Below are 21,162 nucleotides of genomic sequence, written 5' to 3'. Positions count from 1 at the left end.
TGCACCCCGCCTTGCAGGGCCAGTCACTCGATGGTCAATGGCCCGACCATGCCGGCCTGGTAATGCCCCGGCACGTTGCAGGCAAACTCGATAGGCGCCGACTTGCGGAAGGTCCAGGTCAACTCGGCGCGCTGGCCGGGCATTACCAGCACAGTGTTGCCGCCACCGTGGCCGTGGCCACCGCCGTGCTCCATCATCTGGCCGTGGTCCATGCCATCGTGGTTCATGGCCTGGGAGAACATCTTGCCTTGCATCGCGACCATTTCCTTCTGGTGCTCGGTATGCATGGCCTTGTCGCCCAGGTTGAACTCGTGCGGCAGCTTGCCCTCGTTGACCAGCACGAAGCGCACCGTCTCACCGGCTTTTACCTGCAGGCTCTTGGGCTCGAAAGCAATGTCCTTGAGCACAACGTTGACCGTGCGGTTGGCCTTGGCCGCCGGGGCCGGCTCGCCAAAGGCGAAGGTTTGCGCCTCGCCAGCAAAGGTTGGCAGGCTGACCAGGGCAAGGGTGGCGGCGATAAACAGGCGTTTCATGATGACTCCGGGAATACACAACAGGATGGGGCCACCTTAGTCAGAGGCGACTGGCAGCTACCTGACAGGAAGATTACAACTTTGTCAGCTTGGGCGAGTCGGCATATCGTCACGTATCATTTGCGCCAAAGCCCTGCGCGATCCCTGTGGGAGCGCGATACACTCCGGAGCTGTACCCCTTCATGAAACTGCTGATCGTCGAAGACCAGGCCCGCACCGGCCAATACCTGAGCCAGGGGCTGAGCGAAGCCGGCTTCGCCACCGAGCTGGCCACCGATGGCGAGACCGGGCAGTTCCTCGCCCTGACCGGCGACCACGACCTGCTGATCCTCGACGTGATGCTGCCCGGTCGCGACGGCTGGCAGATCCTTCAAGCCGTGCGCCACGCCGGCCTGGACACACCCGTGCTGTTCCTGACCGCCCGCGACGCCGTCGAGGATCGCGTGCATGGCCTGGAGCTGGGCGCCGATGATTACCTGGTCAAACCGTTCGCCTTTTCCGAATTGCTGGCCCGCGTACGCAGCCTGCTGCGCCGTGGCGCCAGCCCGAGCCAGGACACGACCCTGAGCCTGGCCGACCTGCGCCTGGACCTGATCCGCCGCCGCGCCGAGCGCGCCGGACAGCGCATCGACCTGACCGCCAAGGAGTTCGCCCTGCTCGAACTGCTGCTACGCCGTCAGGGCGAAGTGCTGCCTAAGTCGCTGATCGCCTCGCAGGTGTGGGACATGAACTTCGACAGCGACACCAACGTGATCGAAGTGGCCATCCGCCGGCTGCGCCTGAAGATCGACGACCCGCACTCCAACAAGCTGATCCACACCGTACGTGGCATGGGTTACGTACTTGAAGAGCGCGCCGAGTGATGCGCCGGGTTTCGCTCGGCAGCCGCTTGGCCCTGCTGTTCGCCGCCTGCACCGCCGCCGTTTCGCTGGGCGCCGGCCTGTTGTTCAGCCGCGCCAGCGAGCAGCACTTCGTGGAACTTGACCAGCAACTGCTGGAATCGCGCCTGTCGCTGTTTCGTACGCAATTGGCCGGCATCTCCACCCCAACCGAGCTGCAGGCGCGCCTGCCCGCCCTGCGCGATGAGCTGAGCCACCAGGCCGACCTGGCCCTGCGCATCAACGGCAGCGACGGCGCCAGCTGGTTCGAAAGCCGCAACGGACTACCGCAGGCATCGCTGCCCACAGGCCTCGCCACCCTGCATGCGCAAGGCACCGACTACCGCAGCCTGGCTGTACCCCTGGCACAAGGCACCGTGCAGTCGCCACAGCTGACCCTGTACCTCGACATCACCCACCACCAGCACTTCCTGCAGGGCATGCAACGGTTGATCTGGCTGACTGTCGGCCTGTCGGCGCTAGCCACGGCGCTGCTTGGCGCCTGGGCCGTGCGCAGCGGCCTGCGGCCTTTGCGGCAGATGGGCCAGGTGGCCGCCAGCGTGTCAGCCCGCTCGCTCACCACCCGCCTGCCAGTGGCGCAGATGCCCGAAGAGCTGGCCGAGCTGGCCAGCAGCATGAATGCGATGCTGCAGCGCCTGGACGATGCTTTCCAACGCCTGTCAGCGTTTTCTGCCGATATCGCCCACGAGCTGCGCACGCCGTTGTCCAACCTGTTGACCCACACCCAGGTCACCCTCACCCGCCCACGCAGCCTGGAGGAGTACCGCGAGGCGCTGCATGGCAACCTGGAAGAACTGCAATGGATGGCGCAGATGATCAACGACATGCTGTTTCTGGCCAAGGCCGACCACGGCCTGCTGGTACCGGGCCAAGCGCCGTTGGCGCTGCATGACGAGGTGGATGCACTGCTGGAGTACTACGCGCCGCTGGCCGAAGACGGCGAAGTACACATGCTGCGTGAGGGTGAGGCCATGCTGCACGGTGACCGGCATATGCTGCGCCGGGCGCTGTCAAACCTGCTGGATAACGCCCTGCGCTTTACCCCGGCGGGTGGGCAGATAAGGGTGATGCTGGAGCCGGGGCCGAAAATCACCGTGGCCAATACCGGGCTGGCTATCGACCCGGCTGCATTACCCCGGCTGTTCGACCGCTTCTACCGGGTTGACCCAGCACGGCGCGAAGGCAGTAGCGAGCATGCGGGGTTAGGTTTGGCGATTACCCGCTCGATCGTGCAAGCCCATGGCGGACGCATACAGGCAGCGTGCAAAGATGGGTGGACCCAATTCATGATCGAGTTCACTGAAGACAGGTGAAATCAGGGCCCGATCCCTGTAGGAGCGGGCTTGCCCGCGAACACGGGCAAAGCCCGTGCCATGCACCGCGGTGCTTGCTTCACGGGCAAGCCCGCCGCCCTGGAATCTCAGGCAAGCATCAAACCGCCAGGCCGATCGCCGGCTGCACCTGGGACGCGCGGTAAGCGGGATAGATGGTCGCCAGGAAACTCATCACCAGGCCGGCCGTGCAAATAATCGCCACATCGCCCCACTGCAACTGCGACGGCAAGCTGCTGATGAAGTACACATCCGACGTGAAGATGTGCTGCCCACTCACACGCTCCAGCCATCCAACGATCTGGCTGACATTGAACGCCGCGATCACCCCCAGCACGCCGCCGATCAGCGTGCCGACAACGCCGATCAGGCTGCCCTGGACCATGAACGTGCCCATGATCTGCGCCGGCGTGGCGCCCAAGGTGCGCAGGATAGCAATGTCCGGCCCCTTGTCGTTCACTACCATCACCAAGGTGGCGATGATGTTGAATGCCGCCACCGCGATGATCATCATCAGCAGCAGGCCGATCATGGTCTTTTCCATCTTCATGGCGCTGAACAGGCTGCCCTGGGTGTGTGACCAGTCATCGGCGCGGTAAGCATCACCGAGCCCTGCGGCAATTGCCTTGGACACCTGCGGCGCAGCATACAGGTCATGCAGTTTCAGGCGTACACCCTGCACCTGGCCTGGCGCCCAGCGTTGCATCTCGGCGGCATCGGCCATGTGGATGTAGGCCTGCGAACCATCCAGCTCGGCGCCGACCTTGAAGATACCGACCACCGTCAGGCGCTGCATACGCGGGGTGATGCCACCCGGCTCCTTGCTGATTTCCGGCACGATCAAGGTCAGCTTGTCGCCAGTGTTCAGGCGAAAACGGCGTGCCGTCAGCTCGCCGATGACCACGCCGAACTCACCTGGCTGCAAGTCCTGCAGGCGGCCCTGGACGATGTGCTGGCCAACGATCGAGACCTTGCCCTCTTCGGCCGGGTCGATACCACCCACCTGAATCGGCTGCATCGCACCCTTGTACGACAGCATGCCTTCCATTTCGGTGATCGGTGCAGCAGCCATCACCGCCGGGTTCTGCATGGCCACGTCGGCCACCTTGTGCCAGTCATCCAGTGGCTGCACGCCAAGGATGGCGGCATGTGGCACCAGGCCGAGAATGCGCGAGCTCATTTCGCGCTGGAAGCCGTTCATCACCGACAGCACCACGATCATCGCCAGCACGCCCAGCGACAGGCCGATCATCGAGGTCATCGAGATGAACGAGATGAAGTGGTTGCGGCGCTTGGCTCGGGTGTAGCGCGCGCCGATAAAGATGGGCAAGGGTCTGAACATGTACTAAATCACCCAATGAAAACAGGAAAACGGGGCGGCACCAGCCACCCCGAGCAGTCGATCAGATCGCCACCAGGTGGCCGTCGTCGAGCTTCAATACACGGTCCATCTGCCGCGCCAGGTTGAGGTCGTGGGTGACCACCAGGAATGCCGTGCGCGAAGCGCTGGACAGCTCCTGCATCAACTCCTGGATGCCCTGGGCAGTATGGTGGTCGAGGTTGCCCGTCGGCTCGTCGAGCATCACCAGGCCAGGGCGGTTGACCAAGGCCCGGGCAATCGCCACGCGCTGGCGCTCGCCGCCGGAGAGCTCGGCCGGTTTGTGGTTCAAGCGGTGGCCCAGGCCCACACGCTTGAGCAGCGCCTCGGCCCGCTCACGGGCCTCGGGAATGGGCGTGCGGCCGATCAGCAGCGGCATGCACACGTTCTCCATGGCGGTGAACTCCGGCAGCAGGTGGTGGAACTGGTAGACAAAGCCCAGCTCACGGTTGCGCAGCAGGCCACGGGCACGCTCGCCCAGCGCCGACAGCTCTTCGCCAGCCAGCCACACACTGCCCTGGGTCGGCCGGTCGAGGCCGCCCAACAGGTTGAGCAAGGTGCTCTTGCCAGAGCCCGAGCTACCGACGATGGCGATACGCTCACCGGCATGCAGCTCCAGGTTGAGGCCGGACAGCACCTGCACCGACTCCGGGCCCTCGTCGTAGGACTTGCCCAGGTTGCGGCAACTCAGAACGGCTTTATCACTCATGCGCGACTCACTCATAACGTAGCGCCTCTGCAGGCTGGGTGCGGGCCGCACGCCAGGCCGGGTACAGGGTGGCGAAGAAACTCAGGACCAGTGCCGCGCCGCAGACCATGTACACGTCCTGGGCCTGGATCTGCGACGGCAGGTAATCGATGAAGTAGACGTCGGCATTGAGGAACTTGTGCCCGATCAGTTTCTCGATGCCGGCAATCGCCGCGCTCACGTACAGCGCGGCGACGATCCCGACCACGGCGCCGATCAAGGTGCCGATCACCCCGATCACCGTGCCCTGGACCATGAAGATGAGCATGATCTGCCCCGGCGTGGCCCCCAGCGTGCGCAGGATGGCGATGTCGCCGCGCTTGTCGTTGACCACCATCACCAGGGTGGAAATGATGTTGAACGCCGCCACCGCCACGATCAGCAGCAACAGCAGGCCGATCATGGCCTTTTCCATGCGGATCGCCTGGTACAGGTTGCCGTGGGTACGGGTCCAGTCACGGCTGTAGAACTCCTGGTCGCCCAACTGCTGGGCGATGCTCCAGGCTACTCGCGGCGCCTGGAACAAGTCGTCGAACTTCAGGCGCAGGCCCTGCACCTGGTCGGGCTTCCAGCGGTGCAGGCGGGACAGGTCGCTGATGTTGGTCAGGCCCAGGTAGCCGTCGATCTCACCCGCGCCAACGTGGAAAGTGCCAACCACGGTGAAGCGTTTCATGCGCGGGAACATGCCGGCGGGGGTCACACTGACCTCGGGGGCGACGAAGGTGAGCTTGTCGCCGATGGCCACGCCCAGCTTGGCTGCGGCCTTGTCGCCGATCATGATGCCCCACTCGCCCGGCGCCAGCTGGTCCAGGCGGCCTTGCTGGACGAAGTTGTCGATGATCGACACCTCGCGCTCGCGAGCCGGGTCGATGCCGTTTAGCAGCACCTTCTGCACCTTGCCATCGTGGGTCAGCAGGCCCTGCATCTGGGTGAACGGCGCTACCGCCACCACCTGCGGATTCTGCTTTACTTGTTGGGCAAGGGCCGGCCAGTCGGCAATGGGCTGGCCGCTCTCCAGCGTGGCATGGGGGATCATGCCCAACACGCGGGTGCGCATCTCGTGGTCGAAACCGTTCATCACCGACAGCACCACGATCATCACCACCACGCCCAGGGCGAGGCCGATCATCGAGGTCAGGGAAATGAACGAGACGAAGTGATTGCGACGTTTGGCACGGGTGTAACGCGTACCGATGAATGCGAAAAGAGGTCTGAACATGTCGGGGCTTGTTCGGATGAAAGGGAACGTCCTTGTGGCGAGGCGCCTACGGCGGCTTTACACTCGGACCACCGCCGCTACCTTGGGTTCGCCATGACGACATTAGACGAAGAAGATCGCCGCGAATACTACCGCATCGAAGATCGGATCGCACTTCAAATCAGCCCCCTCAGCGCGGCCGAAGCCCTTGACCCAGATGTATTGCAAGATGATTCCCCGCTGTTCAACCTGCTCAGCGAGCTGCACCTGTCCGACTTCGAGTCGCAGCACCTGCTGCGCCAGCTGAGCGACAAGGACCGCACCCTCGCCGCCTTCCTGCGAGCACAAAACAAACGCCTCGACCTGCTTAGCGCAGTGGTTGCGCAAACCTTGCTCGGTGAAGTCGGCCAGCCGCTGCCGGTGGTCATTTCGGAAGGCGGCATCGAATTCGCCCAGGCCACGCAGATTGCCCCCGGCACCCGGGTGAAGGTGAAAATGGTGCTGATGCCGCGCGCCCACGGCCTGCTGCTACGCGCCAGGGTGACCCATTGCGACCCACGCCCGGAGGGCGGCTTCGAGGTCGGCACCGAATTCATCGACATGACCGACGCCCAACGGCAACTGCTGGCTCGCTATATCCTGCAGCGCCAGCAGCAACAACGGCGCCAGCAGCTGGGGCAGACCGACCCCGCCTCCTAAGCCCATTTCTCTTTGATTTGAAGGAACGAACGTGACCCTGATCTACGGCCATCGCGGCGCCAAGGGCGAAGCGCCCGAGAACACCCTGACCAGCTTCCGCCAGTGCTTGTCGCACGGCGTCAACCGTTGCGAGCTGGACCTGCACCTGTCGGCCGACAACGAGCTGATGGTGATTCACGACCCCACCCTCAAACGCACCACCGGCAAACGCGGCAAGGTGGTCGAGCACCCGGCCGCCGACCTGGTGAAGATCGACGCCCGCAAAGGCGGCCCGGGCCACGTACAGCCCTGCCCCATTCCCAAGCTTGAAGAGCTGTTCGAGAAATGCCCGTTCGAGCACTGGCAGCTGGAAGTCAAGAGCGCTTCGCGCACCCGCGCCGCCACCACCGTGCTGGCGATCCGCGAACTGGCTCAGCAATATGGCCTGCTGGACAAGGTAACCATCACCTCCAGCTCACGGGAAGTACTGGGCGCCGCCCTGGAACTGGTGCCGGACGTGAAACGCGGGCTGGTGGCCGAATACGCCTGGCTCGACCCGCTGAAGGTGGCCCAGAACTACGGCTGCGAGCTGCTGGCACTGAACTGGACACTGTGCACCCCCGAGCGCCTGCTCAAAGCACAGGGCCAGGGTTTGCACGTGTCGGTATGGACGGTCAACGAACCGGCACTGATGCGCCGGCTCGCTGACTTTGGTGCGGACAGCCTGATTACAGACTTTCCCGGTTTGGCCAAGACCACCCTCGGGTAGGGTTGAAATCGGTCTCTCCGACCGGCTCAGGCCACCGGTCGGAGCCGCTCAAAAAAGCCGGTTCAGGCCGTCGTAGGCAGCTACCCGATAGGCTTCGGCCATGGTCGGGTAGTTGAACGTGGTGTTGACGAAGTACTTCAGGTTGTTGTGCTCACCCGGCTGGTTCATGATCGCCTGGCCGATGTGGACAATTTCCGAAGCCTGGTAGCCGAAGCAGTGCACGCCGAGGATTTCCAGGGTTTCGCGGTGGAACAGGATCTTCAGCATGCCTTGCGGCTCGCCGGCGATCTGCGCACGCGCCATGCCCTTGAAGAAAGCCTTGCCCACTTCGTACGGCACCTTGGCCTGAGTCAGCTCCTGCTCGTTCTTGCCGATCGAGCTGATCTCCGGAATGGTGTAGATGCCGGTTGGCACGTCATTGACGAAGCGCCAGCTGCCATTGTCGACGATGCTGCCAGCGGCCGAGCGGCCCTGGTCATGGGCAGCACTGGCCAGGCTTGGCCAGCCGATCACGTCACCGGCACCGTAGATGTTCGGCACGCTGGTGCGGTAGGCCTCGTCGACCTCGATCTGGCCACGGCTGTTGACCTTGATGCCGATGTTTTCCAGGCCCAGCTTGTCGGTGTTGCCAGTACGGCCGTTGCACCACAGCAAGGCGTCGGCCTTGATCTTCTTGCCCGACTTCAGGTGCAGGATCACCCCGTTGTCCAGGCCCTCGACGCGCTCATACTCTTCGTTGTGGCGCACGGTGATGTTGTTGTTGCTGAAGTGGTAGCTCAGCGCCTGGGAAATTTCCGAGTCGAGGAAGCTCAGCAGTTGGCCGCGGTTGTCCACCAGCTCCACCAGCACGCCCAGGCCGCTGAAGATCGAAGCGTATTCGCAACCGATCACGCCGGCGCCGTAAACGATCAGCTTACGCGGGGTGTGGCTGAGGCTGAGGATGGTATCGCTGTCGTACACGCGCGGGTGGTGGAAGTCGATATCGGCCGGGCGGTACGGGCGCGAGCCGGTGGCGATGATGATGTGCTTGGCGTTGAGCTTCTCGACCACGCCGTTGGGGCACACCACTTCCACGGTTTGCTCGTCGGCGAAGCTGCCGGTGCCGAAGAACACGTCGACGCGGTTACGGGCGTAGTAGCCAGTACGCGACGCCACCTGCTTGGCGATGACCTTCTCGGCGCTTTTCAGCACGTCCGGGAACGAGAACCAGCGTGGCTCGCCGATGGCCCGGAACATCGGGTTGGTGTTGAACTGCATGATCTGCCGCACCGAGTGACGCAGTGCCTTGGACGGAATGGTGCCCAGGTGGGTGCAGTTGCCACCGACTTGGCGACGGTCATCGACCATCGCTACCTTGCGCCCTGCTTTGGCGGCGTTCATTGCCGCGCCTTCACCGGCCGGGCCGGAACCCAGCACCACTACGTCGTAGTTGTAGACAGCCATGCGTACTCCTTCAGAACTGGCCCGCAAGCCACGGTCGCTCGCGGGGCGCGATCATGCCGCCGGGGCGTCATGAGAAAATTCGGGTGCAGTCTAATCAAGCGTGAACGCCGCGCACATTAACCCTTGGTCGCGTCGTAGGCCAATTTCGCCCGCACTACATATGGTTCACCCATTCCCTGGCGGCAATCATCCCTGCTTGTGCTTTCACTCGCCTTTCACCGCCCGTTCGAACGCAGGCGTAGCTCGGGAGACGAAGCCACCCTCGGCTCGAGTCACCAATACCGCGGCCAAGCCATGCGCCACGGCAAAATCCCAGCCACGCTCAGGGCCAAGGATCAACAGCAGCGTCGAATAGCCGTCGGCCTGCAGCGCCGAGGCGCTCAGCACTGTAACGGCCGCCAGGTCATGCTCGACCGGGCGCCCCAGGCGGGCATCGAAGGTGTGCGAATAGCGCCGGCCATTCTCCTCGAAATAGTGCCGATAGTCACCCGAGGTCGATACTGAAAGGCCATTGACCGGGATGATCTGGCGGGCGATCTGGCGGTCTTCGCGGGGCAGCTCCAGGGCAATGCGCCAGGGGCTGCCATCGGGCTTGCGGCCGACCGCTTTCAATTCGCCGGTAGCCTCGGCGACGAAGCTGACCACGCCCATGGCCTGAAGGCGTGCGGCGATCAGGTCGACAGCATGGCCGGCGGCGATGCTGTTGAAGTCGAGCTGTACCGGGGCGTCCTTGCACAGAGACTGGCCTTTGACGTGCAGGTGCTGGTAACCCACGCGCAGGCGTACCTGGGCCAGGGCTTGCGGGTCGGGCACCTGCTCGTGGCGGGCCTGGGGGCCAAAGCCCCACAAGTCGAGCAGCGGCTCGACGGTGAGGTCGAAGGCGCCATCGCTCTGCTCGGCCAGTTGTTGGCCAAGGGCTACCAGTTCGAGCATGTCGGGCGGCAGGGCCAGGCACTGATTGGCCGGTAACTGGTTGAAAAGGCTGACGACGGAGTCGCCGCGATAGGTCGAATAGTGCTGGTCGATGTCGCTCAGGATGGCTTCGACCGCTGCCTGCACCTGGGCCGGTGCCGGGCCGCCGGGCTCGCGGACGTATTGGATGCTGTAGCTGCTGCCCATGGTCGGGCCGCCCAGGCGCTCCAGGGTGGGGCCTTGGTTGCAGGCGGTCAGCAGCAGGAAGATGAACAGTAAGGCTGTGCGCAAAAATTCGGTTCCTGGGTGCTTGGCTTGAGTTTTTTGGTGTGGCACATATCGAGCGCCGCCCGCGCGGCGCATCGCGAGCAAGCTCGCTCCTACATTTGTTTCGGGCCAGTTATTCCTGAGGCAGAGGCGCGCGGCCTTTTGGCGTCCACCTCGATATTGTGTGGAACAAAAAATGGCGGTCGCGCGCGTAGGCACAGGCGATACTGGCCCGAAACAGATGTAGGAGCGAGCTTGCTCGCGATGCGCCGCGCGGGCGGCGCTCGATCTCACAGGCGCCACACAACTTACTCCAGGCAAAAAAAACGGGAACCCGAAGGTTCCCGTTTTTTCATTGCCTTACAAGCGAATCAGCGTGGAAACGCTGGCGGGTTCACACCGGCCATGTCTTCCATCACGCGAACCACCTGGCAGCTGTAACCGAATTCGTTGTCGTACCAGACGTACAGGACAACGCGGTTGTCGTTGGCGATGGTCGCCTCTGCGTCAACCACACCGGCGTGGCGCGAGCCCACGAAGTCGGTCGAAACCACTTCCTGCGAAGCCACGTAGTCGATCTGCTTGTGCAGTTCCGAGTGCATGGCGGTCTGGCGCAGGTACTCGTTGATCTCGTCGCGAGTCGTGGCCTTTTCCAGGTTCAGGTTCAGGATGGCCATCGAAACGTTCGGCGTCGGTACGCGAATGGCGTTGCCGGTCAGCTTGCCCTTGAGCACTGGCAGTGCCTTGGCAGCGGCGGTGGCGGCGCCAGTTTCGGTGATGACCATGTTCAGCGGCGCGGCACGGCCACGGCGGCTGCCCTTGTGGAAGTTGTCGATCAAGTTCTGGTCGTTGGTGAACGAGTGAACGGTTTCGACGTGGCCGTTAACGATACCGTATTGGTCGTTGATAGCCTTGAGCACCGGCACGATGGCGTTGGTGGTGCAGGAAGCAGCCGAGATGATCTTGTCATCGGCAGCGATGTCACCGTGGTTGATGCCGTGCACGATGTTCTTCAGCGCGCCCTTGCCAGGTGCGGTGAGGATCACGCGGGCAGCGCCCGGGCAGGCCAGGTGCTGGCCCAGGCCGTCGGCATCACGCCATACGCCGGTGTTGTCGACGATCAGCGCGTTCTCGATGCCGTACTGGGTGTAGTCGACTTCGCTCGGGCTCTTGGCGTAGATAACCTGGATCAGGTTGCCGTTGGCGGTAATGGTGTTGTTGGCTTCGTCGATGGTGATGGTGCCATCGAACGGGCCGTGCACCGAGTCACGGCGCAGCAGGCTGGCGCGCTTGACCAGGTCGTTCTCGGCGCCTTTGCGCACGACGATGGCACGCAGGCGCAGGCCGTCGCCACCACCGGTCTTCTCGATCAGGATGCGCGCCAGCAGGCGGCCGATGCGGCCGAAACCGTACAGCACAACGTCGGTGCCTTTGCGCGCCGAAGCGTTCTGCTGGCCAACCACGTCGGCCAGTTCTTCACGCACGAACTGCTCGGCAGTGCGGCCATTGCCTTCCTGCTTGAACTTGTTGGCCAGCTTGCCCAGGTCGACCGAAGCGGCGCCCAGTTTCAGCTCGCTCATGGCCTTGAGCAGGGGGAATGTCTCGTGGACGGACAGTTCGGTTTCGTCGGTTTGACGATGACGCGCAAAGCGGTGCGCCTTGAGGATCGAGATAACCGAACGGTTGATCAGGCTACGGCCATAAATCGAGCTCACCACGTTGTTGTTGCGGTAGAGCTGACCGATAAGCGGGATCATCGCTTCAGCCAGAGCTTCACGATCAATCCACTCACCAAGACACTGGTCGGGCTTCTGAGTCACGGGAACCTTCCACATGTAGGGACAGAAAAAAGGGGCTACATTATGACGCCCCAACGCGGAACCGGCAATGAGCGCCTGTCGCAGCGACGCAAGCCAGCGTTCACGCCCTTTCGAGCCTGACAGCCGGCACCGTCACCGGTACAATCGGTCTCTTTGCCGCAACGCTTGGAGTGCAATCTCCCGTGTCAGTTCTGCGCCTACCGCAAATGTCGGCCACGGCCGGCAAACAAACCTGGGGCAACCTGCCCGGTGCCGCCCTCAGCCTTGCCATCGCCGAGGCCGCCAGCAGCGCTGGCCGCTTCACCCTGCTGCTGACGGCCGACAGCCAGGCCGCCGACCGTCTGGAACAGGAGCTGCGCTTCTTTGCCCCGGACCTGCCGGTGCTGCCGTTCCCCGATTGGGAAACCCTGCCCTACGACCTGTTCTCGCCGCACCAGGACATCATCTCCCAGCGCATCGCCAGCCTGTACCGCCTGCCGGAGCTGAGCCACGGCATCCTCGTGGTGCCGGTCACCACTGCCCTGCACCGCCTCGCCCCCACGCGCTTCCTGCTGGGCAGCAGCCTGGTGCTGGATGTGGGCCAGACCATCGACGTGGAACAGATGCGCACGCGCCTGGAGGCCAGCGGCTACCGCTGCGTCGACACTGTCTACGAGCATGGCGAGTTCGCCGTGCGCGGCGCGCTGATCGACCTGTTCCCGATGGGCAGCAAGCTGCCCTACCGCATCGACCTGTTCGATGACGAGATCGAGACGCTGCGCACCTTCGACCCCGAGACCCAGCGCTCGATCGACAAGGTGGATTCGGTGCGCCTGCTGCCGGCGCGCGAATTCCCGATGCAAAAAGAGGAAGTGACCCGCTTCAAGGCACGCTTTCGCGAACGCTTCGACGTCGACTTCCGCCGCAGCGCGATCTTCCAGGACCTGGCCAGCGGCATCATTCCCGCTGGCATCGAGTATTACCTGCCGCTGTTCTTCGAAGAAACCTCGACCCTGTTCGACTACCTGCCAGCCGACACCCAGGTGTTCTCGCTGCCCGGCGTGGAACAGGCCGCCGAACACTTCTGGAACGACGTGCGCGGGCGCTATGAAGACCGCCGCGGCGACCTCAGCCGGCCGCTGCTGCCGCCAGCCGAGCTGTTCCTGCCGGTGGAAGACTGCTTTGCCCAGCTCAAACAGTGGCCACGGGTGGTGGTCAGCAGCGAAGACCTCGACCCAGGCGTGGGCCGCGAGCGCTTCCCGGCACGCGCCCTGCCCAACCTGGCCATCGAGGCCAAGGCCAACCAGCCGTTGGCCGAACTGGCCAACTTCCTCGACCAGTTCCCCGGCCGCGTGCTGTTCACCGCTGAATCGGCGGGCCGCCGTGAAGTGCTGCTGGAACTGCTCGAACGGTTGAAGTTGCGCCCGCATACCGTCGACGGCTGGGACGATTTCATTACCGGCAACGAGCGCCTGGCAATCACCATCGCCCCGCTGGACGACGGCCTGCTGCTGGACGACCCAGGCTTGGCCCTGATCGCCGAAAGCCCGCTGTTCGGCCAGCGGGTGATGCAGCGCCGGCGCCGTGACAAGCGCGGCGAAACCGCCAACGACGCGGTCATCAAGAACCTCACCGAGCTGCGCGAAGGCGCACCGGTGGTGCACATCGACCATGGCGTTGGCCGCTACCTGGGCCTGGCCACGCTGGAAATCGACGGCCAGGCCGCCGAATTCCTGACCCTGGAATACGCCGAGAACGCCAAGCTCTACGTGCCGGTGGCCAACCTGCACCTGATCGCCCGCTACACCGGCAGCGACGACGCCCTGGCACCGCTGCACCGGCTGGGCTCGGAGGCCTGGCAGAAGGCCAAGCGCAAGGCCGCCGAACAGGTGCGCGACGTGGCCGCCGAGCTGCTCGACATCTATGCCCGCCGCGCCGCGCGCAAGGGCTATGCGTTTGCCGACCCATCCGCCGACTACGCCACCTTCAGCGCCGGTTTCCCGTTCGAGGAAACCCCGGACCAACAGGCCGCCATCGAAGCCGTGCGCGCCGACATGCTGGCGCCCAAGCCGATGGACCGCCTGGTCTGCGGCGACGTGGGCTTCGGCAAGACCGAAGTGGCCATGCGCGCCGCCTTCATCGCCGTGCACAGCGGCCGCCAGGTGGCCGTGCTGGTGCCCACTACCCTGCTTGCCCAGCAGCACTACAACAGCTTCCGCGACCGTTTTGCCGACTGGCCGGTAACCGTGGAGGTGATGAGCCGCTTCAAGTCGGCCAAGGAAGTGGCCGCCGCCGCCGCCGACCTGGCCGAGGGCAAGATCGACATCCTCATCGGCACCCACAAGCTGCTGCAGGACGATGTGCGTTTCAAAGACCTGGGCCTGGCCATCATCGACGAAGAGCACCGCTTTGGCGTGCGCCAGAAAGAGCAGTTGAAAGCGCTGCGCAGCGAAGTCGACATCCTGACCCTGACCGCCACGCCAATTCCGCGCACACTGAACATGGCTGTGGCGGGCATGCGTGACCTGTCGATCATCGCCACACCACCGGCGCGCCGCCTGTCGGTACGCACCTTCGTCATGGAACAGAACAAGAGCACGGTCAAGGAGGCACTGCTGCGCGAACTGCTGCGCGGCGGCCAGGTGTACTACCTGCACAACGATGTGAAAACCATCGAGAAATGCGCCGCCGACCTGGCCGAACTGGTGCCCGAGGCACGTATCGGCATCGGCCACGGGCAAATGCGCGAGCGCGAGCTGGAACAGGTGATGAGCGATTTCTACCACAAGCGCTTCAACGTGCTGGTGGCCTCGACCATCATTGAAACCGGCATCGACGTGCCCAGCGCCAACACCATCGTCATCGAGCGCGCCGACAAGTTCGGCCTGGCGCAGCTGCACCAGCTGCGTGGCCGGGTCGGCCGCAGCCACCACCAGGCCTACGCCTACTTGCTCACGCCAACCCGGCAAAAAGTCAGCGCCGATGCCGAAAAGCGCCTGGAGGCCATCGCCAACACCCAGGACCTGGGCGCCGGCTTCGTGCTGGCCACCAACGACCTGGAAATCCGCGGCGCGGGCGAACTGCTGGGCGAAGGCCAGAGCGGGCAGATCCAGGCGGTGGGCTTCACGCTGTACATGGAAATGCTCGAACGTGCGGTGAAGGCGATTCGCAAAGGCACCCAGCCAAACCTCGAACAGCCACTGGGCGGCGGCCCGGAGATCAACCTGCGCCTGCCGGCACTGATCCCCGAGGACTACCTGCCCGACGTGCATGCGCGGTTGATCCTGTACAAGCGCATTGCCTCGGCCGCCGACGAAGAAGGCCTCAAAGACCTGCAAGTCGAGATGATCGACCGCTTCGGCCTGCTGCCAGAACCGACCAAGAACCTGATGCGCCTGACTTCGCTCAAGCTGCTTGCAGAAAAGCTCGGCATCAAGAAAGTCGACGCCGGCCCCAATGGCGGCAAGCTCGAGTTCGAAGCCGAAACCCCGGTCGACCCGCTGACCCTGATCAAGCTGATCCAGGGCCAGCCCAAACGCTACAAGTTCGAAGGCGCGACCCAGTTCCGTTTCCTGGTGCCAATGGAACGCCCCGACGAACGCTTCAACACCCTGGAGGCGCTGTTCGAGCGCCTGACCCCACAGCCTGCCTAAGGAAGATCCATGCGTGCCATCCGTTGCCTGACCCTGCTGCTGGCGCTGTTCGCCCCAGCCGCCTTCGCCGAAGGCCTCTATCAGGTAGAAATGATTCTGGTGCGGCAGAACAGCGTGCCCGCCTTCACCAGCCCGTTCGCCCCGGAAAACTGGAGCGCTGGCGCCCCACGCCTGGAAAAGGACGCCGAACGCCGCCTGGCGCTGGAAGACGAAGCCACCCGCCTGGAGGCCACCGCCGACTACACCGTGCTGCTGCACAAGGCCTGGCAACAACAGGTGGGCAGCGAACCCAGCCGCATCGCCCTGGGCGAAGGCACCGAGCAATTCGGCCACTTCCCTATCGAGGGCAACCTCAGCATCGCTGAAGGCCGCTTCATCGCGGTCGAGGCCAACTTCTGGGTCAACCAGCTGGACAGCAACGGCAACGTGCTGCAAAGCGAGCAGTTCAAACAAAGCAACAGCAACGTCAAAGGCAGCCAGCTGACCTTCCTCGACGGCGGTCACCTGGCCGTGCTGCTGAAGGTGACACCGCCGGGCACGCCGAAAATGCCGGTGATGGACCCGGAGATGATGGAGCAGTGATGTGAGCGACAGCGATGCGCAGCAGCTGCTGAGGGCCTATCCGGGCTGGGTCGACTTCATCGAGGCCGGCACGATGGCACGAGGCCGCAGCTATGCTGCGCAAGCGCGGGCACGCATTCTGTCGCAGCATGGCGCAACGATCGAAGCCATCTGCAAGGGCTCGCGAGGCGAGACTTACCAGCAAGACATCCGACTGGTCGTCAACCACGGGGACCTGCGCGTGTTTGGGCGCTGTACCTGCCCAGTTGCACTCAACTGCAAACACTGCGTTGCGGCACTGCTGCAACTGCAAGACGGCCTCGACGCCACAGCCCCCCAAGAGCAATCCGCCCTTTCACTGCCGCCGGACCTCAACCTGTGGGTTGAAGCCCTTGAGTCCCCCTCCCAACCTGCAACGCCTCAAGGGCCAGCGCGCAAAGGTCCGGCAATCTACTACCGCATTCACGTGGATCACGGACTTTGGCGAATCGAGCCGATCAAAGGTACCCGCCAGGCAGATGACACGCTGAAGACCGGCCGCATCACCTCAATGCCCGAAATGCTCTACTACACGCCTCGCTACGTCACAGAGGACGATGCGCGGCTGTTGCGCCTGATCGATGCTCGCAGCGAAACGACTGCGCCCACGGCGCAACTGGATGGCAAACAGGGCGGGGAGCTCTACAGCTATGCCCTGGCCACTGGCCGCCTGCTATTTGAAGACGACTTGGCGCCACTGTCTCCCGGGCCGGAGCTACATGCCGAATTCCGCTGGGTCAGGCTGGACAATGGCAGCTACCGTGGAGCCTGGTACCACAATGGCCACGAACAGTTGCAGGCGGTGCCCATCGAACCCATGCACTATGTCGACCGACAGCAGCATTTGACCGGCAAGCTGCGCCACGACCTCGACCCTTTCATTGCCAGCCAGCTTGCGCGCGCGCCTATTGTCCCCGAACACCTGATCATCCCCTTGAGTCATCGACTGAACGCCTTGAACCGCCACGTCCCCACGCCCACCAACGTGAGCACCGAGCACATCGAACACATCGCGCCAAGAGGGCGGCTGACCCTTGGCAGCCTCGAATTCAGCGCCTACATGCCCAAGACCGGCCGCATGCAGCGGCAGATGCAACACCGTGCCGCACTGGCGTTCGACTACGATGGCCTGTGCGCCACCGGCAACGAAGACAAGCCGCTGACACGCCTGATCGGCAATACCAGCCAGCGCATCCGCCGTCAGCCGCAGGCCGAGCAGGCGCTTCGCAAGGTACTGCGCGATCTCGGTTTCAAGGCCGCCACCCGGCAGAGCAAGGCCCTGCCCGACAGTGCCGGCGAAATGCACCAGCTGCCCGACGACGAAGCCTGGCTGCGCTTTGCCCGCGAAGGCCTGCCGCGCTTGCGCGAAGCCGGTTGGGACATCGACGTTCACCGCGACTTCGCCTTCAATCTGCATGAGGTGGACGACTGGTACGCCAGCATCGACGAAGCCCCCGGCCATGAATGGTTCGACCTGGAGTTGGGCATCGTGGTCGATGGTCAGCGCCATAGCCTGCTGCCGATCGTGCTGCAACTGCTGCGCAGCAACCCGGAACTGCTGCGCCCCAGCGAACTGGCCCGACGCAGCGACGACGAACACCTGCTGATCGACCTCAACCGCGGTCGCCTGGACGCCCCGGCCCTGCGCGTTGCCCTGCCCTACGGCCGCATCAAGGCAGTCATGGGTACTTTGGGCGAGTTGTACCTGCACGAAGACACCGCAGGCCCGAGCCTACGCATGGAGCGTGCCGACGCTGCACGCCTGAACGACATCGAAGGCCTGCCCCTGCACTGGGAAGGTGGCGAGCACGTACGTGACCTGGGCCGCCGTCTGCGCGATGCCCGCGACCTGCAAGTGGCCCCACCAACCGGGCTGCAGGCCAGCTTGCGCCCCTATCAGCAACAAGGCCTGAACTGGCTGCAAGCGCTGCGCGAGATGGGCACCGGTGGCATCCTTGGCGACGACATGGGCCTGGGCAAGACCCTGCAGGCCTTGGCCCACCTGTTACTGGAAAAAGAGTCTGGGCGCCTGAGCGCTCCGGCCCTGGCGGTGATGCCCACCAGCCTGATACCCAACTGGCTGGACGAAGCCCAGCGCTTCGCCCCCGACCTGCGCGTGCTGGCCTTGCAAGGCCCGGGGCGTAGCAAGCATTTTGCCAAGCTGCATGAATACGACCTGGTACTGACCACCTATGCCCTGCTGCCGCGCGACCTCGAACACCTGCGCAGCCAGCCCTGGCACGCACTGGTGCTGGACGAGGCGCAGAACATCAAGAGCAGCACCAGCAAGGCCGCCCTCGCCGCCTGCGAGCTTCAGGCCGGCCAACGCCTGTGCCTGACCGGCACGCCGATGGAAAACAACCTGGGCGAGCTGTGGTCGATCTTCCACTTCCTCATGCCCGGTTGGCTGGGCGACCTGAAGCGCTTCAACCAGGATTACCGCACCCCGATCGAACGCCACGGCGACACCGAGCGCCTGGCCCACCTGGTCACACGCATCCGCCCATTTCTGCTGCGCCGCACCAAGGAACAAGTGGCTACCGAGTTGCCGGCCAAGACCGAGATGGTGCACTGGGTCGAACTCAGTGATGCCCAGCGCGATACCTACGAGGCCGTGCGAGTGGCCATGGACCAGAAGGTCCGCGACGAAATCGCCCGCAATGGCGCCGCACGCAGCCAGATCGTGATCCTCGACGCACTGCTCAAGCTGCGCCAGGTGTGCTGCGACCTGCGCCTGGTCAAGGGCGTGGAAAGCAAAGGCAACCAGGCCGACAAGGGCAAGTTGGGCGCACTGCTGGAAATGCTCGAAGAGCTGCTCAGCGAAGGCCGCCGGGTGCTGTTGTTCTCGCAGTTCACCTCGATGCTGGCGCTGATCGAGCAGGAGCTGGAGAAGCGCAAGATCCGCTACAGCCTGCTGACCGGTGACACCCGCGACCGTCGCACGCCCGTGCAGCAGTTCCAGCAGGGAGACAGCGAAGTGTTCCTGATCAGCCTCAAGGCGGGTGGCGTGGGCTTGAACCTGACGGCCGCGGACACCGTGATCCACTTCGACCCCTGGTGGAACCCGGCCAGCGAAAACCAGGCTACCGACCGCGCCTACCGCATTGGCCAGGACAAGCCGGTGTTCGTGTTCAAGCTGATTACCCGGGGCACGGTGGAAGAGAAAATCCAGGTGTTGCAGCAGGAGAAGGCAGCGCTGGCGGCCAGCTTGCTGGACGGCGGCCAGGCCGGGCAGTGGCGGCTTGGCGACGAAGAAATCGAGGCGCTGTTTGCGCCACTGCCTGGAAAGCGCGGGCGTTGAAGCCTGCTGCCTGAACCGGCCTCTTCGCGGGCATGCCCGCTTCCACAGGGATACCAATGCCCTGTACCTGTGGGAGCGGGCGTGCCCGCGAAGAGGCCAGCGCGGTCAATCGACCAGCTGAGCATCCTTCAACGCACCCAACGCCTCCAGCCAGCGCGACTGCTGGCGATAATCGGTTCGCGCAAACCCTTGCCCACGCATCCGCGCAATCCGCGGCGACGGCTTGACCTTCATGCGCTGCGCCGCACTCAGCGCCAACTCCGCCGCTGCCCGGTCATTGCACACCAGGCCCATGTCACAGCCGGCGCTCAACGCCGCCTCGATACGGCTAGCCGCGTCACCCACCACATGCGCCCCGGCCATCGACAGGTCATCGCTGAAGATCACCCCGTCAAAGCCCAGCTCACCACGCAGGATGTCCTGCAGCCAACGCCGCGAGAAGCCAGCCGGTTGGTTGTCGACCTGCGGGTAGATGACATGCGCCGGCATCACCGCCGCCAACTGCCCACTCAGACGGGTGAACGGCACCAGGTCGGCCTGGCGCAATTGCTCCAGGCTGCGCTCGTCGGTAGGAATGGCCACATGCGAGTCCGCCTCGGCCCAGCCATGCCCCGGGAAGTGCTTGCCACAGGCCGCCATGCCCGCCGCATTCATCCCGCGAATGAACGCCCCGGCCAATTGCGTGGCACGCAGCGGGTCACCCTCGAAAGCGCGGCTGCCAACCACGGCGCTGCGCTGGTGATCCAGGTCGAGCACCGGGGCAAAGCTGAGGTCCAGGCCAACCGCCAACACCTCGGTCGCCATCAGCCAGCCGCACTGCTCGGCCAGGTATTCGGCATTGTCATTGTCGGCCAGCGCGCGCATGGCTGGCAGGCGCACAAAGCCCTGGCGCAGGCGCTGCACGCGGCCGCCTTCCTGGTCCACCGCCAGGATCAGCTCGGGGCGAATAGCACGGATCGATGCGCACAGCTCGCGCACCTGGCGCGGGCTGTCGATGTTGCGGGCAAAGATGATCAGGCCAGCCACTTCGGGCTGACGCAACAGGTGACGGTCTTCGGCGGTCAGCCATTTACCGGCGATGTCCACCATCAGGGAGCCTTGCAGGCTGACGGTCATGGGTAATCCTTCATTGAAGACTTCAGAGAAGCCCACTGGGGGCAGGCGGCCTGTTCGATGCGGACCGGGCAATGGACCGGCACCCGCTCGAACAGGCTCAGCAAGTCGGTGTTGCGCAGGCGTATGCAGCCATGGGACAACGCTATGCCCATGGGTTCCGTGTCCGGGGTGCCGTGCAGGTAGATATAGCGGCGAAACGTATCGACCGCGCCCAGGCGGTTGACGCCGGGTTCGCAGCCGCTGAGCCAGAGGATGCGGGTGAGGATCCAGTCGCGATCGGGATGCCGTGCGTGCAGCTCCGGCGACCACACCTCGCCAGTCCAGCGCCGCCCGGACAATACCGCATTCAGCGGCAGGCCCGCGCCGATCTTCGCCCGCACCTGATGCATGCCACATGGCGTGCAGCCCGAGCCATTGCGCTGACCAGCACCGTTGCGCGCCGTGGAAACCGGCAGGCGCACGCGCAGCTGGCCACGGGCAAAACCGTACAGGCATTGGTCGGCAAGGGAGATGTGCAGCAGATCGAGATCGGGCATG

The 21,162-nt window shown here is 64.2% G+C and carries 16 protein-coding genes; 7 read left to right on the top strand and 9 right to left on the bottom strand.

Features of this window, described 5'->3' with window-relative positions:
• Nucleotides 1–23: 23 nt before the first annotated feature.
• Nucleotides 24–533 (bottom strand): cupredoxin domain-containing protein, encoded by a 510-nt coding sequence (locus ACNFBR_RS15515; RefSeq protein WP_416735717.1) that lies wholly within the window; start codon nucleotides 531–533, stop codon nucleotides 24–26.
• Nucleotides 534–715: 182 nt separating this feature from the next.
• Here ACNFBR_RS15515 and cinR point away from each other — a divergent pair, with 182 nt between their 5' ends.
• Both cinR and ACNFBR_RS15505 read left to right on the top strand, forming a co-directional pair.
• Nucleotides 716–1,396, top strand: coding sequence for a two-component system response regulator CinR (cinR, locus tag ACNFBR_RS15510; RefSeq protein WP_416735716.1), 681 nt, complete (start codon nucleotides 716–718; stop codon nucleotides 1,394–1,396).
• Nucleotides 1,393–2,745, top strand: a complete 1,353-nt coding sequence (locus tag ACNFBR_RS15505; RefSeq protein ID WP_416735715.1) for a heavy metal sensor histidine kinase — start codon at nucleotides 1,393–1,395, stop codon at nucleotides 2,743–2,745. The genes cinR and ACNFBR_RS15505 overlap by 4 nt, the downstream gene beginning before the upstream one ends.
• Before the next feature lie 118 nt (nucleotides 2,746–2,863).
• Here the strand turns inward: ACNFBR_RS15505 and ACNFBR_RS15500 are convergent, their stop codons facing one another.
• From ACNFBR_RS15500 to ACNFBR_RS15490, 3 genes are all read right to left on the bottom strand, one after another.
• Nucleotides 2,864–4,105 (bottom strand): lipoprotein-releasing ABC transporter permease subunit, encoded by a 1,242-nt coding sequence (locus ACNFBR_RS15500; RefSeq protein ID WP_416735714.1) that lies wholly within the window; start codon nucleotides 4,103–4,105, stop codon nucleotides 2,864–2,866.
• 61 nt (nucleotides 4,106–4,166) lie between these two features.
• Nucleotides 4,167–4,850, bottom strand: coding sequence for a lipoprotein-releasing ABC transporter ATP-binding protein LolD (gene lolD / locus ACNFBR_RS15495; RefSeq protein WP_416735713.1), 684 nt, complete (start codon nucleotides 4,848–4,850; stop codon nucleotides 4,167–4,169).
• 7 nt (nucleotides 4,851–4,857) lie between these two features.
• The gene (locus ACNFBR_RS15490) at nucleotides 4,858–6,108 is read right to left on the bottom strand and encodes a lipoprotein-releasing ABC transporter permease subunit (protein ID WP_416735712.1); all 1,251 of its coding nucleotides are present in this window, start codon (nucleotides 6,106–6,108) and stop codon (nucleotides 4,858–4,860) included.
• A gap of 93 nt (nucleotides 6,109–6,201) precedes the next feature.
• Between ACNFBR_RS15490 and ACNFBR_RS15485 the strand changes: the two genes are divergently transcribed.
• Nucleotides 6,202–6,786, top strand: a complete 585-nt coding sequence (locus tag ACNFBR_RS15485) for a PilZ domain-containing protein (protein WP_416735711.1) — start codon at nucleotides 6,202–6,204, stop codon at nucleotides 6,784–6,786.
• Nucleotides 6,787–6,817: 31 nt separating this feature from the next.
• On the top strand, nucleotides 6,818–7,534 hold the full coding sequence (locus tag ACNFBR_RS15480) for a glycerophosphodiester phosphodiesterase (RefSeq protein WP_416735710.1): 717 nt from the start codon (nucleotides 6,818–6,820) through the stop codon (nucleotides 7,532–7,534).
• Nucleotides 7,535–7,582: 48 nt separating this feature from the next.
• Here the strand turns inward: ACNFBR_RS15480 and sthA are convergent, their stop codons facing one another.
• The 3 genes from sthA to ACNFBR_RS15465 all read right to left on the bottom strand — a co-directional run bounded on the left by sthA (nucleotide 7,583) and on the right by ACNFBR_RS15465 (nucleotide 11,991).
• A complete protein-coding gene (gene sthA / locus ACNFBR_RS15475) occupies nucleotides 7,583–8,977 on the bottom strand; it encodes a Si-specific NAD(P)(+) transhydrogenase (RefSeq protein WP_416735709.1) in 1,395 nt (464 codons plus the stop codon).
• Nucleotides 8,978–9,181: 204 nt separating this feature from the next.
• Nucleotides 9,182–10,180 carry an FAD:protein FMN transferase gene (locus ACNFBR_RS15470; RefSeq protein ID WP_416735708.1) on the bottom strand — a complete coding sequence of 333 codons (999 nt, stop codon included), beginning with the start codon at nucleotides 10,178–10,180 and terminating at the stop codon, nucleotides 9,182–9,184.
• Between the two features lie 347 nt (nucleotides 10,181–10,527).
• Complete coding sequence (locus tag ACNFBR_RS15465; RefSeq protein WP_416735707.1) at nucleotides 10,528–11,991, bottom strand: glyceraldehyde-3-phosphate dehydrogenase; 1,464 nt, start codon at nucleotides 11,989–11,991, stop codon at nucleotides 10,528–10,530.
• 167 nt (nucleotides 11,992–12,158) lie between these two features.
• Here ACNFBR_RS15465 and mfd point away from each other — a divergent pair, with 167 nt between their 5' ends.
• From mfd to ACNFBR_RS15450, 3 genes are read left to right on the top strand one after another with little or no spacing between them, the layout of a single operon-like run.
• The gene (gene mfd, locus ACNFBR_RS15460; RefSeq protein ID WP_416735705.1) at nucleotides 12,159–15,608 is read left to right on the top strand and encodes a transcription-repair coupling factor; all 3,450 of its coding nucleotides are present in this window, start codon (nucleotides 12,159–12,161) and stop codon (nucleotides 15,606–15,608) included.
• A gap of 9 nt (nucleotides 15,609–15,617) precedes the next feature.
• Nucleotides 15,618–16,190, top strand: a complete 573-nt coding sequence (locus tag ACNFBR_RS15455) for a CsiV family protein (RefSeq protein WP_416735703.1) — start codon at nucleotides 15,618–15,620, stop codon at nucleotides 16,188–16,190.
• Between the two features lies 1 nt (nucleotide 16,191).
• Nucleotides 16,192–19,509 carry an SNF2-related protein gene (locus ACNFBR_RS15450; protein ID WP_416735701.1) on the top strand — a complete coding sequence of 1,106 codons (3,318 nt, stop codon included), beginning with the start codon at nucleotides 16,192–16,194 and terminating at the stop codon, nucleotides 19,507–19,509.
• A 105-nt stretch (nucleotides 19,510–19,614) separates the two neighbouring features.
• Here the strand turns inward: ACNFBR_RS15450 and nagZ are convergent, their stop codons facing one another.
• Together nagZ and ACNFBR_RS15440 are read right to left on the bottom strand one after the other, a co-directional pair.
• A complete protein-coding gene (gene nagZ, locus ACNFBR_RS15445; protein WP_416735835.1) occupies nucleotides 19,615–20,613 on the bottom strand; it encodes a beta-N-acetylhexosaminidase in 999 nt (332 codons plus the stop codon).
• A gap of 8 nt (nucleotides 20,614–20,621) precedes the next feature.
• The gene (locus ACNFBR_RS15440; protein ID WP_416735700.1) at nucleotides 20,622–21,161 is read right to left on the bottom strand and encodes a L,D-transpeptidase family protein; all 540 of its coding nucleotides are present in this window, start codon (nucleotides 21,159–21,161) and stop codon (nucleotides 20,622–20,624) included.
• Between the last annotated feature and the right edge of the window lies 1 nt (nucleotide 21,162).

The sequence above is a fragment of the Pseudomonas sp. NY11955 genome, assembly GCF_048068035.1.
In the GTDB taxonomy this organism is placed as follows: domain Bacteria; phylum Pseudomonadota; class Gammaproteobacteria; order Pseudomonadales; family Pseudomonadaceae; genus Aquipseudomonas.
This window is presented reverse-complemented; position numbering and strand designations above follow the sequence as displayed.

Bases quoted from the DNA above. Each gene is read 5' to 3' on its own strand.
- cinR (WP_416735716.1), top strand. From the start codon at position 716: ATGAAACTGCTGATCGTCGAAGACCAGGCCCGCACCGGCCAATACCTG.
- ACNFBR_RS15490 (WP_416735712.1), bottom strand. From the start codon at position 6,108: ATGTTCAGACCTCTTTTCGCATTCATCGGTACGCGTTACACCCGTGCC.
- ACNFBR_RS15500 (WP_416735714.1), bottom strand. From the start codon at position 4,105: ATGTTCAGACCCTTGCCCATCTTTATCGGCGCGCGCTACACCCGAGCC.
- ACNFBR_RS15440 (WP_416735700.1), bottom strand. From the start codon at position 21,161: ATGCCCGATCTCGATCTGCTGCACATCTCCCTTGCCGACCAATGCCTG.
- ACNFBR_RS15455 (WP_416735703.1), top strand. From the start codon at position 15,618: ATGCGTGCCATCCGTTGCCTGACCCTGCTGCTGGCGCTGTTCGCCCCA.
- ACNFBR_RS15515 (WP_416735717.1), bottom strand. From the start codon at position 533: ATGAAACGCCTGTTTATCGCCGCCACCCTTGCCCTGGTCAGCCTGCCA.
- sthA (WP_416735709.1), bottom strand. From the start codon at position 8,977: ATGGCTGTCTACAACTACGACGTAGTGGTGCTGGGTTCCGGCCCGGCC.
- ACNFBR_RS15465 (WP_416735707.1), bottom strand. From the start codon at position 11,991: ATGTGGAAGGTTCCCGTGACTCAGAAGCCCGACCAGTGTCTTGGTGAG.
- ACNFBR_RS15485 (WP_416735711.1), top strand. From the start codon at position 6,202: ATGACGACATTAGACGAAGAAGATCGCCGCGAATACTACCGCATCGAA.
- lolD (WP_416735713.1), bottom strand. From the start codon at position 4,850: ATGAGTGATAAAGCCGTTCTGAGTTGCCGCAACCTGGGCAAGTCCTAC.